We start from the raw sequence: 19,229 nt of genomic DNA, 5'->3' as shown, positions 1-19,229 counted from the left end.
CACGCCGTAAACAGGAGGCCGATAAAAATAGTTATCACCGGATTATCCTTCCTTTTCCCGGGGATTCTCAATGGCATGTCCTTGTCAAAAAACACAACGTTTATCCAACTCCGAAATAATTAAAAGACACATGAAAAAAATTGTATTTGCGCTGATTCTCCTCCCTTTCCTATGTATAGCACAGAAAGCGGAAGATGTACTTAAATTCTCTCTTCAAACTCCATGGGCCAAGGATGTTAACCCGGAAAACGTCTGGAACGAATATCCACGTCCCCAGATGAAAAGGGACAACTGGAAAAACCTCAACGGCTTGTGGAAATATGCCATCCTCCCTGTTTCGGAAGAATTTCCGGCCCGGTTCCAGGGAGATATACTGGTTCCCTTTGCTGTTGAATCGGAACTGAGCCGGGTCAAAAAACTGGTAGGCAAGGACAACAATCTCTGGTATCAGACAAACTTTACGGTTCCTGAACATTCCAGAAACGAAAAAATACATTTGAATTTCGGTGCTGTCGACTGGGAAGCGACGGTCTTCCTCAACGGGGAGAAAGTCGGCGAACACCGCGGTGGATTCACCCCGTTCAGCCTGGATATCACCCCCTATCTGAAAAGAGGCAGACAGACCCTGACCGTTAAAGTCTGGGACCCTACGGATGCCGGTACACAACCCAGGGGGAAACAGGTGGCGGATCCCAAAGGAATATGGTATACACCCGTTACCGGGATCTGGCAAACTGTATGGCTCGAAAAAACGGCAGAAGATCACATCACAACGGTCAAAAACACTCCTTTTATAGATGATGCCCTGCTTAGATCAGAGATCGCTTTTAGCAACCTTTCGCATGACGGCACCCTGAAAGTTACGGCATTCAGCAACGGAAAAGAAATTGCCTCCTCGAACCTCGAATTGAAACAGGGGCAGGAAAAGGCCGGTTTTCAATTAAATATCCCGGATCAGGTGCTCTGGAGCCCGGAAAACCCTCATTTGTACGACCTGGAAATACAGCTCCTTAAAAACGGGAAGATCGTCGATAAGGTATACAGTTATTTCGGGATGAGAAAGATCGGTATGGGAAAGGATGAAAACGGTTATACCCGGATCCTGTTAAACAATAAGCCTCTTTTCCAGTTCGGTTTACTGGATCAGGGCTGGTGGCCGGACGGGTTGTATACCGCCCCTTCCAGAGAAGCCATGATGTACGATGTTGAAATGACAGAAAAATGGGGCTTTAACATGCTCCGTAAGCACGTAAAAGTAGAGCCTGCGGTTTTCTACTACGAATGCGACAAGATAGGAATGCTGGTCTGGCAGGATATGCCCAACGGCAACTATTTTCAGGACCTCCGCATCCAGGCCTGGGAGGAAAAAGATGCTGAAAGGCCCCGGGAATCCGCACAGCAGTTTGAAAAGGAGTTAAAGGAAATGATGGACTACCTTCACACTTTCCCCTCCATTGTGGTCTGGGTGCCGTTCAATGAAGGCTGGGGACAATACGACACCGAAAGAGTGACCGAATGGGTCGAAAATTACGACCCCAGCCGTTTGACAGATTCTCCGAGCGGATGGACAGACCGCGGAGTCGGCGATATTATCGATGTGCACCTGTACCCCGGCCCCGGAATGGAATTTCCCGAAGAGAACAGGGCTGCCATTATCGGGGAATTCGGCGGCATAGGCTGGGCCGTGGACGATCATATCTGGTGGAACAAGAAAAACTGGGGGTATCTCACACTCCAGGATCAGGAAGAATATAAAGAACGGTTCACCGCAATGATGCGCGACCTTACGGGCTTAAAGAGTTTCGGGCTTTCTGCAGCCATCTACACCCAGACCACAGATGTCGAAGGCGAGGTAAACGGACTAATGACCTATGACCGGATGGTTTCCAAATTAAGTCCCGAAGAAACCAGGCCCCTGATAGCACCCCTGTACAAAAAACCGGGCAATTTCCATACCATCATCCCCGATTCCGAAAACGAACCGAACACCTGGATGGCAGCTTACAATGTTGATCCTGCCCGGACCGGTAATCCCGAAAAAACCGGGGAATGGCAGAAACAAAAAGCGCCTTTCAGTTCTTATGACAACTACTTTTTACCGGGTGGAAGCACATGGAAAACCCGGGAAGACCTGAGCCTGTTCAAAGCATTTGACCTCGACCGCATTCCCGAAGAGATCATATTGCGGTATTATCTGGACAAGGCCAGCATGAAGGTCTATTTGAACGGGCAACTCGTCACCTCGGAAAAACACGAGGGAGGACGAAAAAGACATTACAGGAATCAACTTATTTCCAACGCCCGGAAATACCTGAAAAAAGGAAAAAACACCATTGCCATACAGGTTCGGCCCCAAAATAAAGACCACGCATTCGACCTGGGCCTGTATACGGCAGAAATAAAGGATGAAAAAGAATTTTAAATGTCAACCGGACTGCATAACCCGATCCTCAAACCGGCAGGTATCAGTTTAACTATGCCTGGCCGGAGCCTTTTATCGCTGTTCAGGGCGATACAAACCCATAAACCATAAGTCAATCTAAAACACATATTATGACAAAAGATAAATACAGGCAGGTGCTCCTTTCCCGTTTGTCGGTCATTGTTTTCTTAATCACGGGCTTTACGGTAACCGGACAGAATAAAAACGTTTCCGGAACCGTAACTTCATCTGAAGACGGACAACCCCTGCCCGGTGTAAATGTTCTTGTAAAAGGCACTAATAACGGTGTACAAACCGATTTTGACGGAAATTATACTATTGATAACATATCCGGTAACGAAACACTGAAGTTCAGCTACCTGGGTTTTACAACCCGGGAGATCCCTGTTGATGGCCGTTCCACGATAAATATGGTGCTCGAACCGGGCCAGGAAGCGCTGGACGAAGTCGTTGTCATCGGTTATGGCGCGGTCAAAAAAAGTGACCTTACCGGGGCTGTTTCATCCGTAAAAGCAGAAGATCTGAATCCCGGGGCCAACGCATCGGTAGAACAGGCACTCCAGGGACGGGTTGCAGGAGTCCAGATCAGTCAGAAAAGCAATGAACCCGGCGGTGGATTAAGTGTAAACATCCGTGGAGCCGGTTCCATAAATGCGGGTACGGACCCCTTGTACGTGATCGACGGGGTTATTGTAAACAACGGCGCTGTTGCCGCAACCGGAGGCCAGGGTTTTACAGCGAATTCCACACCCCGGAATCCCCTGAATACCCTCAACCCGGCAGATATCCAGTCCATTGAAGTCCTGAAAGATGCTTCAAGTACCGCGATCTACGGGTCCCGGGGCTCTAACGGAGTTGTTTTGATCACGACAAAAAAGGGGAAAACCGGAAAACTCCGGGTCAATTACGATTTTTATTACGGCATGCAGGAAGCTGCCCGGACACTCGACCTGTTAAGTCCTGCGGAATACCAGGCCGTTCTCAACGGGATCATCGATGACGGAGGCGGAGACCCGGGACAAGTGATCGAAGAGATCGAAGCCGGGGGAACCGACTGGATGGATCAGGTACTGCAGGCCGCCCCCACTCAAAATCACAACCTGTCCTTTTCCGGGGCCACCCCAAACCTGAACTATTACGCATCGCTCAATTATTTCAGTCAGGAAGGCCTGGTCAAGGGGTCCGGGATCGAACGCTATAATATCCGCCTGAACCTGAATTCCAACTCCTCTGAGAAATACAAATACGGGATCAATATGAATGCTTCTTTCATAGGGGATGATTTTGCATCTACCGGGACCGGGATCAATGAGAACGGAGGCGCCCTTTATGCCGCCATAAATTACGACCCTACCATACAACCTTATAACGGGGACGGTTCTTACCGCCTTTCTGATTTTATCACTATAGACAATCCCCTGTCCATACTCCACGGTGAAAATGCAACAGGTGAGACCTTCAGGTTTTACGGAAATACCTTTTTCGAATATTTCCTGATCCCCTCCCTCTCGGCCAAAGTGCAGTTAGGAGGCGATACGCAACATGTACGGAGGGATATTTTTATCCAGCCCTACACATTGAACGGAGCGGGAACGGGAGGAATTGCAAGCATCCAGACGGGCAGAAAAGACTATGTTTCCATCGAGGGTACACTGAATTACAACAAGGATTTCGGCGATGATAACCTCGCAGCCATGCTGGGAGCTACCTATGAATATTTTCAGACGAAATCATTTTCAGGCAATGCCCGGGGATTTGCCCTGCCCGACCTGGGGACCGATGCCATCGGCTCGGGAGACCCGGAACTCAACAACCTCGGAAGCGGAAGAAACCAGGCGCGGTTTATCTCTTACCTGGCCCGGGTGAATTATTCGCTGAACGACAAATACCTGTTTACCGCGTCGATCAGGGCCGACGGGTCGTCGAGGTTCGGTGACAATAATAAATTCGGTTATTTCCCTTCGGGAGCGGTGGCCTGGAAGGTCCACAACGAAGGTTTTATAAATGATACGGAATGGATCAGCCAGCTGAAATTAAGGGCCAGTGTAGGAAGTACCGGGAATGCCAACATAGGCAACTCCCTGACATTCCAGACCTTTTCGGCCGGGGGCGATCTGCTTTTCGGCGATGACTTTTACAATACCATCTACCCCACACGTATCGCAAACCCCGACCTGACCTGGGAAAAGGCGGTACAGTATGACTTCGGACTGGATTTCGGTTTCCTCGATCACAGGATCTCCGGTTCCATAGATTACTTTAACAAAAAGACCACCGACCTGCTTCTGGTCGTACCCCAGGCACTGAATACGGGATTTTCGGGCCAAACACAAAACCTGGGCGGCGTGCGTAACCAGGGCCTTGAATTTGCCCTGAAACTGGATATTTTCAGAAAAGACAATTTCAGCTGGGAATTATCCGGGAACCTCGCCACGCTGGACAACAAGGTGCTCGACATCGGGGACCGCGGCGATATTATTCGCGGAGGGCAGTCACAGATCCCAGATTTCAGTATTGTGACCCCGGGACAGACATTAGACAGCTATTACGGTTTTATCGTTGACGGTATCTGGCAGGAAGGCGATGATTTCAGCGTCACCGAATCCCAGGTGCAACCCGGGGATATCAAATACCGGGACGTCAATGGCGACGGTGTTATCAATGCCGACGACAGGGTGATCCTCGGAAATTCCATTCCCGACTTCACATGGGGGCTAACGAGTAATCTCAGGCTATATGATTTTACACTGGATATCGTAATGCAGGGCGTTGAAGGTGTGGAAAGGTTAAACGGTAATCTCATCAACACTTATTCTCCGAATAATTTCCGAAGAAACCGTATCGCTGAACCCCTGCTGAACCGATGGACGCCGGACAACCCTACGAATACATATCCGTCTTTCGTGAACCCTACTTCACAGGGAGGAGCAAATGCCCTCATAAATAGCAGGACCATAGAGAATGCTTCTTACTGGAGATTGCAATCCGTCAGGTTAGGATATCAATTCTCCACAGAGACCCTCGGGTTTATCAATAACTTATCGATCTACGTAACAGGCCAGAACCTGCTGACGGTTACCGATTACAGCGGTGTGGACCCGGCCGCAAATGCCAGCGGAAGGAATACCACAGCCCTGGACTTTAATGCCTACCCGGTACCCAGGACATACCTGATAGGACTTAACATCGAATTTTAAACAAAATACCGACATGAAAATCACAAGCATAAAAAATATTTTGACGGGGCTGGTCCTTTGCATCCTGTTCACTTCCTGTGAATCTGAGCTGGACATGCCCCCGGTGGATGAATTTTCTCCGGACAATGTAGTGCAATCACAGGAAGGCCTCGAAGCACTGTTGTTTTCGGCCTACCAGTTCGATAATGCCGGAGAGACCATAAAAGATGAAATCCTGATCAATGAAGTCACTACCGATATCGGCTTTGTCCGCATAGGGGCTGTAGAACGGGAAATGAAACCTTTTTTAGACTTTAACTGGGATGCTTCTGACCCCAAGTTCGAACTGGTGTTCTGGGCACCCCGGTACCGCGCCATAAGAGATGCAAACACCGTGCTGGAAAATATTGAAAACTCACCGGTCAGTGAAGAGTCCAAAGCGCTTATCACTGCAGAAGCCCGTTACCTGAGAGCCGCCCAATACGCCTTTTTATACCGGTATTTCGGTGTGGTTCCGCTCAGAACGACCACAGATCTCGAAACCCAGCCGCAGGAATTGCCCCTGCCTTCAGAAGAAGAGTTCCTGACCTTCGTGGAAACCGAATTAAGGGAAGCTACCACCAACCTTTTACCTCCTTCCGAACAGCTTCAGAGAGGCCGTGCCACCAAAGGGCACTCCCTTGCCGTACTGGCCAAGTTTTTACTTCAAACCAAACAATGGGCCAAAGTGGCCGAGATCACAAAAATGATCATGGACCTAAATTACTACGAGTTGTACCCGGATTACAGGGCTGCCTTTTTTGTAGAGAACGAAGGGAACAGGGAGATCATAGTTACGTGGTCCCTGACCAATGAGCAAGGGTTCGGTAACCAATACCAGAATGGTGCCTTTCCTCCCGGTTTTATGGAGGCCGAAGCCATTCCCGAATTTACCTGGACCTCTGCCATGGCCAACTGGGCCACCCAATTCAGCATGAGGGACAGTTTCTACGACTCCTTTGAGGCTGATGACGACAGGAAACAAACCATCATTGAAAGTTACACCAACCTCAGCGGAGATATAGTGAACCTCAGAAATACGGCAGATAATACCAGGAGCTTAAAATATTTTGACAACGACCAGGTGGGGAATTTTTCCGGTTCGGACCATCCCTACATAAGATATGCGGATATTCTTCTGGCCCGGGCAGAAGCCCTGAACCAGCTGAACGGCCCCACGCCGGAAGCTGTAGACCTGGTGAACACAGTCAGGGCCCGTTCTATCGACGATCCGTATACCCTGGCAGATGCAGGGAACAAAGACAGTTTTAACGATCTCATTTTACAGGAACGGGGCTGGGAATTTTTCTCCGAAGGCAAGCGCCGGGAAGACCTGGTACGCCACGGCAAATTAATGGAGTACGCGCAGCAAAGAGGGGTAAATGCCCGGGAATTCCAGCGCTATTTTCCATATCCGCAAGCCGAACTGAACGCCAACCCGGCTTTAGAACAACGCAATGGTTATTAAAAATAACGTGAATAATGGATAAGAAAAGGCTCCCCTCTTCATCCTGATGCTATCGGGATCAGGATCACCTTCCTTGATCTCAAGGGAGGAGCTTTTTAAAAAACTTAAAATGAACACATTAAAAATTTACAATGCAATAAACTCCATTCGCTACATAATAGTTTTATACCTGTTACTCCTCCCCTTCACCGGGCATTCACAGGAATTAGGGTCCAACTTTAACCACAATCCCGAGATCATAGATTTTAAATACCTCGAAGAGGCACAGGTCAACTGGATCAGAACAACACCGAGGATCATGGATTACATCTACGGAGATCTCAGGATAAAAAACGATGCGGGTTTGAGCCGGATCGTCGAAGCCGGAAAAAAAGCTACAAGCTGGCATTCAGGTTTCGCTGGGATTTTACCAAAAACAATATGCGTATTCCCGCAGCAGATTCCCGGGAGGAAAAAGAACTGTTCGATACCGCCTCAAAGATCCTGGAGGTGGTAGGGCCTTATGTCGATATTTTTAAACTGGGGAACGAGCCCAATCTCGAAACCGTGGATCAGGATATGAAGAAAAACCCGATGGCAGTATTTCCCTGGTGAATTTTACCAAAAGGTTGCTGTATGAAGTGGCACTCCCCTATTTTAAAAATGATACCATTGCGGGAATGGTATAAAGAGGCCTATACAAACCGGGTGAGCCCTGAAGAGTGGGAAGCCATGTTTGCTACACGTCCGTGGTACCCACAGCATTACCTGGATATCTATTTCGACAGGTTTGAGAAATACGGAGTGGTCCTGGCCACCTATCCCCTGCTGCAACAAAGCTGTCCCAGGAATATGCCCCCCGGTTCTCCCGCATGGTTTGTCAACCCCATATTCTGCCAGAAATCCCTCGAGTTACAAGCAGACGCTTCGGTATCTCCCAATCCGTTGTGTTTTAAGGACTTTTTAAACATCGTCAACACCAACAACTAAATAACATGAGTATCGTATTTTTTTGCTGAGTTATGTGTAGTCAGAGCTTGTTTAAACCGGATTTATACCACATTAAAATTTACTCCTCCAACTCTAACTGTACATCATCAATCCATATTTTGTTTTGGGTATCCTGAAATTCAAAAATAAGCCGATACCTGCCGGGAACAGGCATATTCGGTGTATTGAAATTAAATATTTTGATATCTTTATTCAATGTTATTAATTCGGAATAATATCCTGTTTTGCCCGAAACAGATTCAAACCTGATCTTTATGGTGGTCTTTGTATCGGCTTTGGCTTTACAGGAGATGTTAAACTTTTCACCTTCTTTTGCAAAAAACGGCCAGAACATGGTTCCCTTCCCCTTTATTTGTGCCGAATTCTTTCCTGATATAACACCTGAGGAATCAATTTGAAATACATCATCATTGGGATGCCCCTCAAATTGCCAGCCTGCGAATTCATTTTCAAATTCCCCATTAATTACCTTTGAATATGCCCTGGTCCTCTGACCATAATCACGGGTATCGTAAACCACATTTACCTTATCGGCCCATGCCTGCCATTTTTTAAACATCTCCTTTAAACGCCCGGGCTCTTTTTCGGCAAGGTTATGAAGTTCGACGGGGTCATCTTCCATATTGTACAGTTCCAAATTATCAGGATCAAATTCCGTGTTTTCTTCTGTTTTCGCCACCAATTTCCAGTGACCGTCCCGCATTCCTATATTCGATTCGTGTTCCCAGAAGATAGGCCCCCTATTCGTTTTACAGCCGGAAAAATGGGGCACTAAACTTTTACCTTCCAACGGGACTATATCATTCCCCTTGTACTTTTCAGGATATTTAGCACCTGAAACCGCTATGGCGGTAGCCATAATATCCATAATATGTCCCGGCTCCCTGATATATTTCCCGTTTAATTTCTTGTCTATCCCCCCGGGCCAATGAACAATAAACGGGGTGGCTATGCCTCCTTCATGGGTCCAGTGTTTATATTCCTTATACGGGGTACTTCCGCCATTGGCCCAATGGATCCGGTAGCTTTCCCAGGTATCGGCTTTCCCGGTTACCTCCTTGCCCGGCTCCCCGCTGATATATTCTGCACAGGCACCGTTGTCTGATAAGAACATCAGTAATGTATTATCGAGTTCCCCGAGTTCTTCCAGTTTATCGACTATCCTTCCAATACCCTGGTCCATAGCATCTATCTGCGCTGCATAAATGGCCATCCGCTTTGCAAATTCTTCCTGTTTTTCTTTAGACAGCTCTTCCCAGGCAGGGATTTTCGGGTCGCGCCCTGATAATTCGACAGAAGCATCGAAAATTCCCAATTCTTTTTGTTTTTCAAGCCTTTGTTCGCGAAGCCGGTCCCACCCCATATTATACATTTCCTCATACTTTTCGATATCCTTTTCCAGGGCATGAAGTGGCCAGTGCGGCGCAGTATAAGCCACATACATAAACACAGGGTTTTCATTTTCAGAAGAAAAATGTTTATCCATGAACATTACAGTGCTGTCACTTACGGCATGGGTGAAATAAAAATCTTCTCCCGCTCCGGGTGCTTTATACTTTTTATTATCGCTAAAAACATTCGGAGTGAAATAATTGGAAGCACCGTCCACAATTCCAAAAAAGCGATCAAAGCCCCGTTGGCTGGGCCAGTTATCCTTAATTCCGGCCTTAATATTCCTTACACGGCTTAAATGCCATTTTCCGGACATATAAGTATGATAACCTTCCGTTTGTAAAACCTCGGCAATGGTCACACTTTTACTATTAAGCTCACCCTGATATTCAGGGGTACCCATATCTGCTGTGGTCATCCAGCCCATTCCCGCCTGGTGCGGGTAGAGTCCGGTCATTAAAGATGCCCGGGTGGGACAGCAGCGGGCATTGTTGTAAAATTGAGTATAGCGTACGCCACCCTTCGCGAGGGCATCCAGATTAGGGGTCTCTACCTCTCCTCCATAAGAGGCAATATCCGAAAAGCCCATATCGTCTGCCATAATTAATACTATATTGGGCTTTTTAGCCGGTGCTTTGGTTTCTCCTTCTCTTTCTGATTTGCAGGAAAGGAAAGCCATTATTATAAGAACCACAAAACCGTTATATTTTATTTTCATACGACAAGTTATTTAAACGAGTTCAATGTGAACAACATATTATAATTAAAAAATATACGGAGCAACAGGTTTCTTATTATTACCATTATTTTTGGTTTTCTTTGGCTTATAGGGCCCTGTTTCAGTATCGTTTTGTCCTCCCCTCCATTCTTTCATTTGTTCACGGAAATCATCTGTAATTTCTTTATAATCCGGATGGGCCGCCAGATTGTTCCTTTCGCCCGGATCTTTAACAATATCATAGAGTTCTTCCTTTGGCCTATTGTGGTAACGCCATAACACTACAGAAGCATCAGCGTCTTCACTAAAGGACCTGGCCCTCCAGGAATCCCAGTACTCCCTTCCCCCGTCATGGTCTTTGGCCTTGTCTATGTGGGTATGGTATTCTTCTTCCGGAGCCAGATTTAAAATATACTTGTAGCGTTTTGTCCGAATCATCCGCATTGGACTCCGGTTCATACTCCCATCACCCGTATGTGAACCATACACGGATTTTCTATGCGTGGTCTTTTCTCCGTTTAATAATCCGAGGAAACTCCTGCCGTCTACAGATTTAGGGGCTTCCCCTCCGGCAATTTCAATCAGGGTTGGTAAAAGGTCCGTAAGGGAAACCAGATCGTCATTCTCCCGGCTTTCATCGGTTCTTCCGGGCCAACAGACCATAAGCGGGACCTGTATTCCATAATCGTATAAATTCCATTTTCCAAAAGCCCATTGCGGTCCCTGATCGGCAGTAAATATGAAAATGGTATTCTCTTCCAACCCGTTTTTCCTGATTAACTCACGCATTTTACCTACATTTTTATCCATTTTGGTAATATCGGTATAATACCGGGCTCGTGATTTTCGTGTATCTTTAGTATCAATATGTATTGACGGGATGTCCACTTCACCGGTGCTATAACCCGGTTCCTCTGGCCAGATTACGTGCGGGCTATGGTCATTAACCACCAAAACAAAGGGAGTCTGATCGCCTGAAACTTTATTTAACCATTTATCGACCGGGCCTAATTCCAGATCAGTCCATAATACCCCATCATTTTCATGGCCCGGTTCACGGACGTTTGTCCCTTCAATAAAATCAAACGGATAGGCTTCCACAGGGCCTATATGTAACTTTCCTGCGAACCCCACCTTATATCCTTCGGCCTGAAGATATGCGGGTAAGGTTTTTACGCCACCCTTAACGCCGGTATGATTGGCATGTGCCCCATTGCGAAAGGGCATAAGTCCGGTATGTATGGAAGCCCGGGAAGGGGTACAGGTAGGTGAAGCAGCAAACGCCTGATTAAAAACTACAGATTCACCGGCCAGTTCATCTAAATTTGCGGTTTTTACTGCCCGGTTACCATACGGTCCGAGGTCATTCCTTCCCAAATCATCGGCAATAAATATTACTACATTGGGACGTTGTCCTTTATCCTGGGCTTCCACCATGATACTGAACAACAGAAAGCTAATTATTAAAAGACTATTTATTATTTTCATTTTGATTGCTTTTAATGGGCCCCACATCCGGTTTTATTTTATCAGGTATCCATCTGGAAAATCCCTCTATGACGTTTTTATATTCAGGTTTACCGGCTAAATTTTTCCATTCGCCGGGATCTTCATTGGAATCATAAAGTTCTTCGGTACCATCGTAATACCTGATATACCGCCATTTTTCACTACGCATTCCAAGGCTTCCTTTAATGTAATAAGTAATTGAGGGGTTTTCTCTTAATGCCCCTGGGTCTTCAATTAAGGGGCGCAGGGATCTTCCACTTAATTTTTGAGGGGTTCCCGGTAAATCACAATAATCTATTAAGGTAGGATACATATCCAGCAAGTTTACCGGCTGGTCCCTTCTTTCTCCTTCAGGACCATCAGGAATTTTTGCCATCAACAGTGTATGCGTCGTTTTTTCCCATAACGCATATTTGGCGAAATGTTCTTTCTCTCCCATATGAAAGCCATGATCTGCCCAGAGTACTACAATAGTATTATCACTGTATTCACTATTTTCCAATGCTTCAAGAACACGGCCCAGGTTGTAATCCATAAATGAGATAGCGGCCAGGTATGACCGGACCACCGGTTTCCACTGATTTATACTTTTCAAAGCATCTAAGTTTACCGGTTTTTCCGCCCACTTTTTACCTATTTCAGGTATATCATCCAGATCATTCTCAAAGACTTCCGGGACTTTAACTTCGTCTAAAGGATACATATCGAAAAAACGTTTAGGGGCAGTCCAGGGATTATGTGGTCTATAGAGTCCCAAAGTCATAAAAAAGGGAGAATCATAACTTTGATTCAGCCTATCGATGGTTATATCCGTATTTACAACATCAGGAAAATCTTTATCGGGGCCTTTCCACGGTCCGTAATCAAACAGTGGAGGATGTCTTATTGAATCGGGAATATTACTTTTTACAGGCATAGGTCCATATCCTCCGTCATGTCCTTGGGAATCATCCCACATTTTTTCCATCCTCTGTTTACCGGGTCTTGAAAAATACTGTTTCCCTCCGGTATGGAATAATTTTCCCGACCACATCGTTATATAACCGTTTTCTTTAAAATGCTCGGGGATCAGTGTAGCCGCCATGGCTTCTTCCGAATTCTGAAAATGATCCCGGTTGTCATATAAACCGGTAGCAGCCGGACTAAGCCCGGTTAAAACTGCTGCCCGTGAAGGATTACAGACCGGTGCGGCGGTATAGGCCCTGGTAAAAGTTACAGCTTTTTTGGCAAACTTGTCCAGATTTGGTGTTTTGATCCCCGGATGGTCTTCCAGAAGAGATACATAATCATTCAGATCATCTATTGCAATAAATAATACATTATATTTTTCCTGGGAAAATAATGCTCCGAAAGGTATAAGAAGGCAACACGCAAAAAGTATTAGGTTTATCTCACTCTTCCGGACCGTACTCCATAGTTTCTTCATAATTAAGCCTACTAATTATTCTTTACTCCTTTCCCGGGCCCGTTTCGCTTTACGTCCCTGAGATATCATTCTTTAGAAATCTCCTCCTTCTTTTCCTTATCTTCCAACTGCGGCATTTTACTATACCAGGCGGTTACCTTTTTGACCATACTTTCAACCTTATCCGGATGTTGCCGGGCGATGTTGTTGTTCTCTTCAGGTTTTTTCATAAGGTTATAAAGTTCCGGCCTTTTGCCGTCAAAATCGCAAAGCAGTTTAAAATCCCCTTCGCGGATGGCAAGATCGGGTAAAGGCTTATCGAAATCCTCATATTTTTTTCTATCCGGCGGACGTGCCCAAAAAATAGGTGATTGTCTTGATTTACCGGCTTTACCAAGCAGGGTTGGCCATATATTTTCACCATCTGTTATTTCATCTTCAGGGGTGTCTATCCCAATGAATTCCAGAATAGAGGGCTTTAAATCGATCGCTGAGAAATAATTCCGGTTATTGCGGGTTCCGATAGCATCTTCAGGCATAAAATTTGGTCCCCAAACGATTAAAGATGAACGGATCCCTCCTTCATATAAATGCCCTTTATAACCTTTAAGATTGCCGGATCTCCCAGCACCCGGCTCCGGGCCGTTATCGGAACAGAAGATAATAAGGGTATTTTCACGTAGGTCCTTATCGTTCTTAACATAATCAAACAATTTTCCGAATTGTTTATCCATTGCCTCAAGAACTGCAAGATATAATGCCCTTTTTCCATCTTCTTTTGTCAAATCATAATCCTCGAAGGGAGGCCAGAACGGGCTATGGACATCATCGGGCCAAATATTTACGTAAAACGGTTTATCTTCCTTTTTAGACTGTTCCATAAATTCCATCGCCATATCGATAAAACCGGTCGTAATTTCTGAACGTTGTACCCAGGTATAAGGCCCCCCGAGCCGTTCGGCATCCTCCCAGATCCGGCCAACCTTTCCCTTCGCATCCCTGGTAAGCGGCAATAACTTGGGCCCCATGCCTTCAAAATTGGTCAGGGATCTGTCAAAACCATACTCGGTAATTTCCGGGGCTTCATCAACATCACGCTGCCCGCCCATATGCCATTTTCCGAAATGCCCGGTCGCATAACCGGCATTTTTCAAATCTCTCGCCAGCATGGGAGCCGAGGTATCCAACCAGTTTGCCATTCCCCGTTCTGCATTATATTTACGCCTGGCTAAAAATGAAGTAATATTCCAGCGCTGGGGATAAGTGCCTGTGGAAATGGCTACACGGGAAGGAGAACAGATCGGGGCATTTACATAAAACTGATCAAAACTGATCCCTTCCGAAGCTAACTGATCGATATGAGGCGTTTCAGCCTCCGTATTGCCAAAACCGGAAAGGTCTGACCAGCCCATATCATCAATAAAAACCAAAATGACATTGGGTTTTTCAGCATCAGGGGCAGCGTTTTCGGCTTTCTCTTTGCATCCCGGGGCCATAACCAACAGGAGAGCCAGCAAAACCAGAAATTGCTTTCTAAGTTTATTAAACATATGACAAGGTTTTAGAGCATGTTTAAAATGATTTATAGTATCTAATTATCCCTTATATCCTCTTTTTCGCTTCGGGATATTTTTCCAGTATTTCTCTAAGTTCTGAAACTACACCCGGCTTCTCCGAAGCTATATTTTTAGTCTCCTTCGGGTCATTATCATAGTCGTACAACTCATAAAGCACTTCTTTACCGTTATCCCGCATTGGCGTCCACCTGATCAGCCTGTAACGATCTGTACGTATAGCCTCTCCCAAATACCCGCCCATGGGAAAAGTGTGGTAAGCGTGGTCCTTTATTTCTTTGGAACCATCTTTTAATACCGGGCTGAGATCAATCCCGTCAATAGGTTGTGGGCCGGTGGGCCTATCCAGTCCGGCTAGACTGGCCAGGGTAGGGTAAACATCGACAGACTCGGCAAACTGTTTTGTTGAACTACCGGGCCCGGTTACCCCCGGTACTTTAAAAATCAGGGGAATACGATTGGCTTGCTCAAAATTGGTATGTTTGGTCCAGATGGCATGATCGCCCAGGTGCCAGCCGTGATCGCCCCAAAGCACTATAATGGTATTCTCATCAAGTTCCAATCTTTTCAGTTCATCCATCACCTTTCCCAATTGGGCATCCATATAGCTTATACTGGCATAGTACCCGTGGATCAGTTTTCGTTTTAAATCGTCATCATACACATCCTTACCCACGGGAACAGGGAAGTAATTTGCCATTTCATGGTCCCGTTTCCCGGTAAAGCCGGGAGAGCCTTCAGGGGCTTTTTCATATTCCGGCATGGGTAAATTTTCAGGATCATACAGATCCCAGTATTTCTTCGGAACGCTAAACGGCAAATGCGGCCGGGCAAATCCTACGGCCATAAAAAAGGGCTGGTTGGGCTTGTTCTTCAGCTTCCGTAAACGGTCAATGGCATGATTGGCCACACGCCCGTCGGCATAGGCACCGTCCAGAACATCAGGAGCCTCCCAGGCAGCCCCGCGCGGCAATTTGTGGTTGGCAGGGGTCTCTTCGATATACATCCGGGTATTTTCAAAAAATGCTTCCTCCCGGGTGAGTTTACGATTGGTACTTTCCGGGTCTATATATTCAATCACTTTTTCCTTAAAGTGGGGGATACTCCAGGAGGCCTCATCATTGGTATTGCCATGCCCGATATGATACACCTTACCCATGGATTCGGTGTGATACCCTGAATTCTTAAAATATTGGGGCAGGGTCACAGCATCGGGGATAACATCCCGGAACTCAGTCCCGAAGCTGTACAGGCCTGTACTTGTAGACCGGGAACTTAGCATGATATTATACCGCGAAGGGCCACATACCGCCTGGTTACAATAGGCCTGTTCAAATACCATCCCTTCCCCGGCAAGTTTATCGATATTGGGGCTTTGGACCGTGGTATCGCCATATACGCCGAGGTTAGGCTTGAGATCATCCACCAAAATAAAAAGGATATTTGGTCTTGATGGTCCGTCCTGGGAAAAAATAGCCTGTGCCAACAGGCATGTTAATACAAGAGATATACTTAATTTCAATTTCATAATGCTATGTTGTTGTTTTCAAAGATATGATGGCTGTTTTTATTTTTAATTTTCCGTAAGTGTGCTAAAGGTTTGCTTATAAATTTTCATTACTTCTTTCCCAATACCATGATCTCCGACATACCGGAAATACCCTCCGAACTTTGTAACCCCGTCACCTCGAATTTGAGGGAACTGATCTTCATTCCTTTTGGAAAACGGATAATAGCCGGCTCACCCGGGTCTGCAGGGATATTAATATCAGAAATTGTTTGCTTCGTATCCCCGTTGAGGGTAACCTGACCTTTTTGAACCTTTCTGCTTTGCAATGCGCTGGTATAAATTAGGATCAGTTCTACTTTTTGTGATTTTTCCCAATGAAGCTGTACCCAGGCTCCTTCCCTTTCACCATCACTACTCCACTCATAGCCCTCGTACCGCTCATAGATACCGATTTCTCCATCGGTGATCGCTTCTGTTTCATATAATGCTTTGGTTGAGCTTGTACTGATCTCTGCCTCTTCTGCATAATTCACATAATCCGTTGTCCCCCCCGGCATAACCTGATATCCTTTAACAGGACCATTAACGTAGAGGGATCCATTCTTCCGGAAGCCGATCCGGCTCAGGTACCTGCCATCTCCCAATGTGGAGTACGATGTGAAATATTCCGATCCGTCCCGGGACCGTATAACGGAGTTATGACCGGCTTTTTTGATGTTTCCAACAGAACCGATCACCGGATTGTTCTCATCTTTCTCATAAACTCCCAACGGGGCTTGTGATGTAGCATAGCCTACAGCATAATGTTCTGTCTTAAAAAAATTTGCGGAGTACATCAGGTAATAAACACCTTCTTTTTTTAATATTTGCGGCGCTTCATTCCACAACTTCCTGCCGTTAAGCAGGTGAGATTTATATTCCCATTGCTGTGAAGGCCTTAATAATAACCTGGCTTCTCCCTCTACAGACAGCATGTCATCAGAGAGTTGAACTCCATAAATACGGCTCTCCCCGATCTCTTTATTCAAATCGTCATTCCAATAGGTATAAAGAGCCCCATCTTTAACAAAATATAAATATTTCTTTCCGGAATCCGGATCAATAAAGGGATTAGGGTCTATGACATGCCAGTCTTCCATCTCCGTACCATCGAATAATGGTATACCGGTATCTATAAATGGCCCTTCGGGGCTATCACTAATAGCTACCCCAATGCGGGAAGAGCGGGTATCGTAATCTTCACGGGCACAATAAAACATATAATACCTGCCATTATTCTCGATGACCTCAGGTACCCAGAAGTTCCGTTGTCCCCATGTACCTTGGGGATATGCTTCCCCGCCATTACCAAGTCTTTCCCAGTAAACACCGTCTTCTGAACGATGAATCGGCCAATTACCGGCATCTCCATCATAGGCATAATAAAAACCGTTGGAAGACTGCATCATATGTACGGCCCCACGTGTTCGGTTCCGGTACAAAGGTGCCCCAAGATCTGTATCGTCTGTTGCAATATATTTACTATAGTGATTATATAAATTATAGACTGTTTGAAGTTCCTCTTCTTCATCTATACCAGCCATTTCACAACTAACCAAAACAAATGACAATATTACAAAGCATATAATATACTGATTTTTTAATCTTTTCACGTCTGTTTTATTTTAATTAACTATATCTAAAAAGTTCCCCAGATTTAGGTTTTCTATGTGCAAATGCCAATTTCCGGCTATCAATTCTGAAACAGAATTCGATCGTCCGGCCAGCCGTCGGTATCCGCTTTTAACCGTTGCAGCCCGAACCGCTTGCCATCCTCGCCTGAAGGCGGGTTTTCGAGCCAATAAGAATAACTTACCCAGTCCGGATGCGTTCCATCCAGCATTTCACCTTTTATAATGCCAATATGTCCTCGTCCGATACGGGTGCTGTTATCCCAGATGAAGGTCTGTTTATTTGGCATAAAAACGGTCCCTCCCCCATTGTACATATTCATACCGTTCTTGTCTGCATACGGTCCGCGGATATCGGTTGACCATCCCATACGAACTTCGTAAGTAGCGTTCTCCTCATGGCCGAGACCGGTGCCCCAGTTCACGAAAAGCCAGAATCCGGCTGTACCGTTTTTGGTTCCCGGATATATGGCGGCGGCTTCAATGGCACTATTTGCTTTGGGCTCCTTTCTGGCCAGACTCCACATATTGGTCAGGGTCGGATGCCTCTTTCCATCCGGGCCAAGCCGGATCAGTTTGATCCCGCCGAAATGCGATCCGAAACAAAGGAACCATGCGTTTTCGGGTGTACGGACCGGACAAGGGTCCAGGGCATTGTACGGATCGCCCTCCTCGGTTGAGATCACAATTCCCTTATCGACCCACTCATAATCGGGATCGGCCGGATCCAATGTCGTGTTCGTGGCGAGCCCGATGGCCGATTTGGTACTCCCAAGGCTGGATACGCAATAATACATGCGGTATTCTCCGGAGATCACATGATAAACAATGTCAGGGGCCCAGGCTATATTTATGGGGCTATAATCTGCCCAGAAGGCGGGACGGGTAGGAAATACGTCTGGTCCGCTGTTCCACACACCGCTTTGCGGCGACGCGGTCCATCTCATTTTGATACCTCCGCCGGTCGAGTACCAGAAATACTTGTCCCCCGACTTGATGATGCGCGACGCATCATTCAGGCCGGTAAGGCCAACCAGTCCTGTTCCTTCAGACATTTCGCCGGTTAGTTCAGTATTTTCGGATAAGGCTGTTCGGACGGGTCCGGTTTCGGAATTACAAGCCGAAAATACGGCACAGACACTCAGGAATACAAAAAGGGATGTTTTCATCATTGGTGTTTTTGGTTAATTTTCAAACAGGAGCATTCTGCTTACAACAGACATCAGGAGCCAGCTGACAAGTGGTGTTATCAAGGGTTAACTCCCGATGGTGTAAGTCCGGGTAAATAATTTCTCCTCAACAGTAAAATAAGGGAATAGAAATGCAGCATCAGGG

At 46.2% G+C, this 19,229-nt stretch carries 12 protein-coding genes; 5 read left to right on the top strand and 7 right to left on the bottom strand.

Annotated features, from left to right (window positions below; genetic code table 11):
- The first annotated feature begins 130 nt into the window (after positions 1–130).
- The 5 genes from KN811_RS21215 (at position 131) to KN811_RS21195 (ending at position 8,095) form a co-directional block, all read left to right on the top strand.
- On the top strand, positions 131–2,422 hold the full coding sequence (locus KN811_RS21215; protein WP_187965606.1) for a glycoside hydrolase family 2 protein: 2,292 nt from the start codon (positions 131–133) through the stop codon (positions 2,420–2,422).
- Positions 2,423–2,553: 131 nt separating this feature from the next.
- A complete protein-coding gene (locus tag KN811_RS21210; protein WP_187965607.1) occupies positions 2,554–5,640 on the top strand; it encodes a SusC/RagA family TonB-linked outer membrane protein in 3,087 nt (1,028 codons plus the stop codon).
- Positions 5,641–5,653: 13 nt separating this feature from the next.
- Positions 5,654–7,126 carry a RagB/SusD family nutrient uptake outer membrane protein gene (locus KN811_RS21205; protein WP_187965608.1) on the top strand — a complete coding sequence of 491 codons (1,473 nt, stop codon included), beginning with the start codon at positions 5,654–5,656 and terminating at the stop codon, positions 7,124–7,126.
- 420 nt (positions 7,127–7,546) lie between these two features.
- On the top strand, positions 7,547–7,720 hold the full coding sequence (locus tag KN811_RS21200) for a hypothetical protein (protein ID WP_187965609.1): 174 nt from the start codon (positions 7,547–7,549) through the stop codon (positions 7,718–7,720).
- Positions 7,721–7,741: 21 nt separating this feature from the next.
- Positions 7,742–8,095: a hypothetical protein gene (locus KN811_RS21195; RefSeq protein ID WP_187965610.1), complete on the top strand. Its 354-nt coding sequence runs from the start codon at positions 7,742–7,744 to the stop codon at positions 8,093–8,095.
- Between the two features lie 79 nt (positions 8,096–8,174).
- Here the strand turns inward: KN811_RS21195 and KN811_RS21190 are convergent, their stop codons facing one another.
- The 7 genes from KN811_RS21190 to KN811_RS21160 all read right to left on the bottom strand — a co-directional run bounded on the left by KN811_RS21190 (position 8,175) and on the right by KN811_RS21160 (position 19,066).
- The gene (locus KN811_RS21190) at positions 8,175–10,226 is read right to left on the bottom strand and encodes an arylsulfatase (RefSeq protein WP_216335018.1); all 2,052 of its coding nucleotides are present in this window, start codon (positions 10,224–10,226) and stop codon (positions 8,175–8,177) included.
- A 45-nt stretch (positions 10,227–10,271) separates the two neighbouring features.
- Positions 10,272–11,714: a sulfatase family protein gene (locus KN811_RS21185; RefSeq protein ID WP_187965611.1), complete on the bottom strand. Its 1,443-nt coding sequence runs from the start codon at positions 11,712–11,714 to the stop codon at positions 10,272–10,274.
- On the bottom strand, positions 11,698–13,161 hold the full coding sequence (locus KN811_RS21180; RefSeq protein WP_187965612.1) for a sulfatase: 1,464 nt from the start codon (positions 13,159–13,161) through the stop codon (positions 11,698–11,700). Before KN811_RS21180 ends, KN811_RS21185 begins: the two co-directional genes overlap by 17 nt.
- Before the next feature lie 65 nt (positions 13,162–13,226).
- The gene (locus KN811_RS21175; RefSeq protein ID WP_187965613.1) at positions 13,227–14,690 is read right to left on the bottom strand and encodes a sulfatase-like hydrolase/transferase; all 1,464 of its coding nucleotides are present in this window, start codon (positions 14,688–14,690) and stop codon (positions 13,227–13,229) included.
- Positions 14,691–14,742: 52 nt separating this feature from the next.
- Positions 14,743–16,242 carry a sulfatase gene (locus tag KN811_RS21170; protein WP_187965614.1) on the bottom strand — a complete coding sequence of 500 codons (1,500 nt, stop codon included), beginning with the start codon at positions 16,240–16,242 and terminating at the stop codon, positions 14,743–14,745.
- 89 nt (positions 16,243–16,331) lie between these two features.
- Positions 16,332–17,876 carry a glycoside hydrolase family 43 protein gene (locus tag KN811_RS21165; RefSeq protein ID WP_187965615.1) on the bottom strand — a complete coding sequence of 515 codons (1,545 nt, stop codon included), beginning with the start codon at positions 17,874–17,876 and terminating at the stop codon, positions 16,332–16,334.
- An 80-nt stretch (positions 17,877–17,956) separates the two neighbouring features.
- On the bottom strand, positions 17,957–19,066 hold the full coding sequence (locus KN811_RS21160) for an arabinan endo-1,5-alpha-L-arabinosidase (RefSeq protein WP_187965616.1): 1,110 nt from the start codon (positions 19,064–19,066) through the stop codon (positions 17,957–17,959).
- Positions 19,067–19,229: the final 163 nt, after the last annotated feature.

Source organism: Sinomicrobium weinanense (genome assembly GCF_018863395.1).
GTDB lineage: Bacteria > Bacteroidota > Bacteroidia > Flavobacteriales > Flavobacteriaceae > Sinomicrobium > Sinomicrobium weinanense.
The sequence above is the reverse complement of the archived record's forward strand: the minus strand, read 5'-3'. Positions and strand labels throughout refer to the sequence as shown.

Excerpts from the sequence above, each read along its gene's own strand:
- KN811_RS21200 (WP_187965609.1), top strand. The coding sequence starts at position 7,547 with ATGCGTATTCCCGCAGCAGATTCCCGGGAGGAAAAAGAACTGTTCGAT.
- KN811_RS21195 (WP_187965610.1), top strand. The coding sequence starts at position 7,742 with ATGAAGTGGCACTCCCCTATTTTAAAAATGATACCATTGCGGGAATGG.
- KN811_RS21180 (WP_187965612.1), bottom strand. The coding sequence starts at position 13,161 with ATGAAGAAACTATGGAGTACGGTCCGGAAGAGTGAGATAAACCTAATA.
- KN811_RS21175 (WP_187965613.1), bottom strand. The coding sequence starts at position 14,690 with ATGTTTAATAAACTTAGAAAGCAATTTCTGGTTTTGCTGGCTCTCCTG.
- KN811_RS21205 (WP_187965608.1), top strand. The coding sequence starts at position 5,654 with ATGAAAATCACAAGCATAAAAAATATTTTGACGGGGCTGGTCCTTTGC.
- KN811_RS21170 (WP_187965614.1), bottom strand. The coding sequence starts at position 16,242 with ATGAAATTGAAATTAAGTATATCTCTTGTATTAACATGCCTGTTGGCA.
- KN811_RS21160 (WP_187965616.1), bottom strand. The coding sequence starts at position 19,066 with ATGATGAAAACATCCCTTTTTGTATTCCTGAGTGTCTGTGCCGTATTT.
- KN811_RS21190 (WP_216335018.1), bottom strand. The coding sequence starts at position 10,226 with ATGAAAATAAAATATAACGGTTTTGTGGTTCTTATAATAATGGCTTTC.
- KN811_RS21185 (WP_187965611.1), bottom strand. The coding sequence starts at position 11,714 with ATGAAAATAATAAATAGTCTTTTAATAATTAGCTTTCTGTTGTTCAGT.
- KN811_RS21215 (WP_187965606.1), top strand. The coding sequence starts at position 131 with ATGAAAAAAATTGTATTTGCGCTGATTCTCCTCCCTTTCCTATGTATA.
- KN811_RS21210 (WP_187965607.1), top strand. The coding sequence starts at position 2,554 with ATGACAAAAGATAAATACAGGCAGGTGCTCCTTTCCCGTTTGTCGGTC.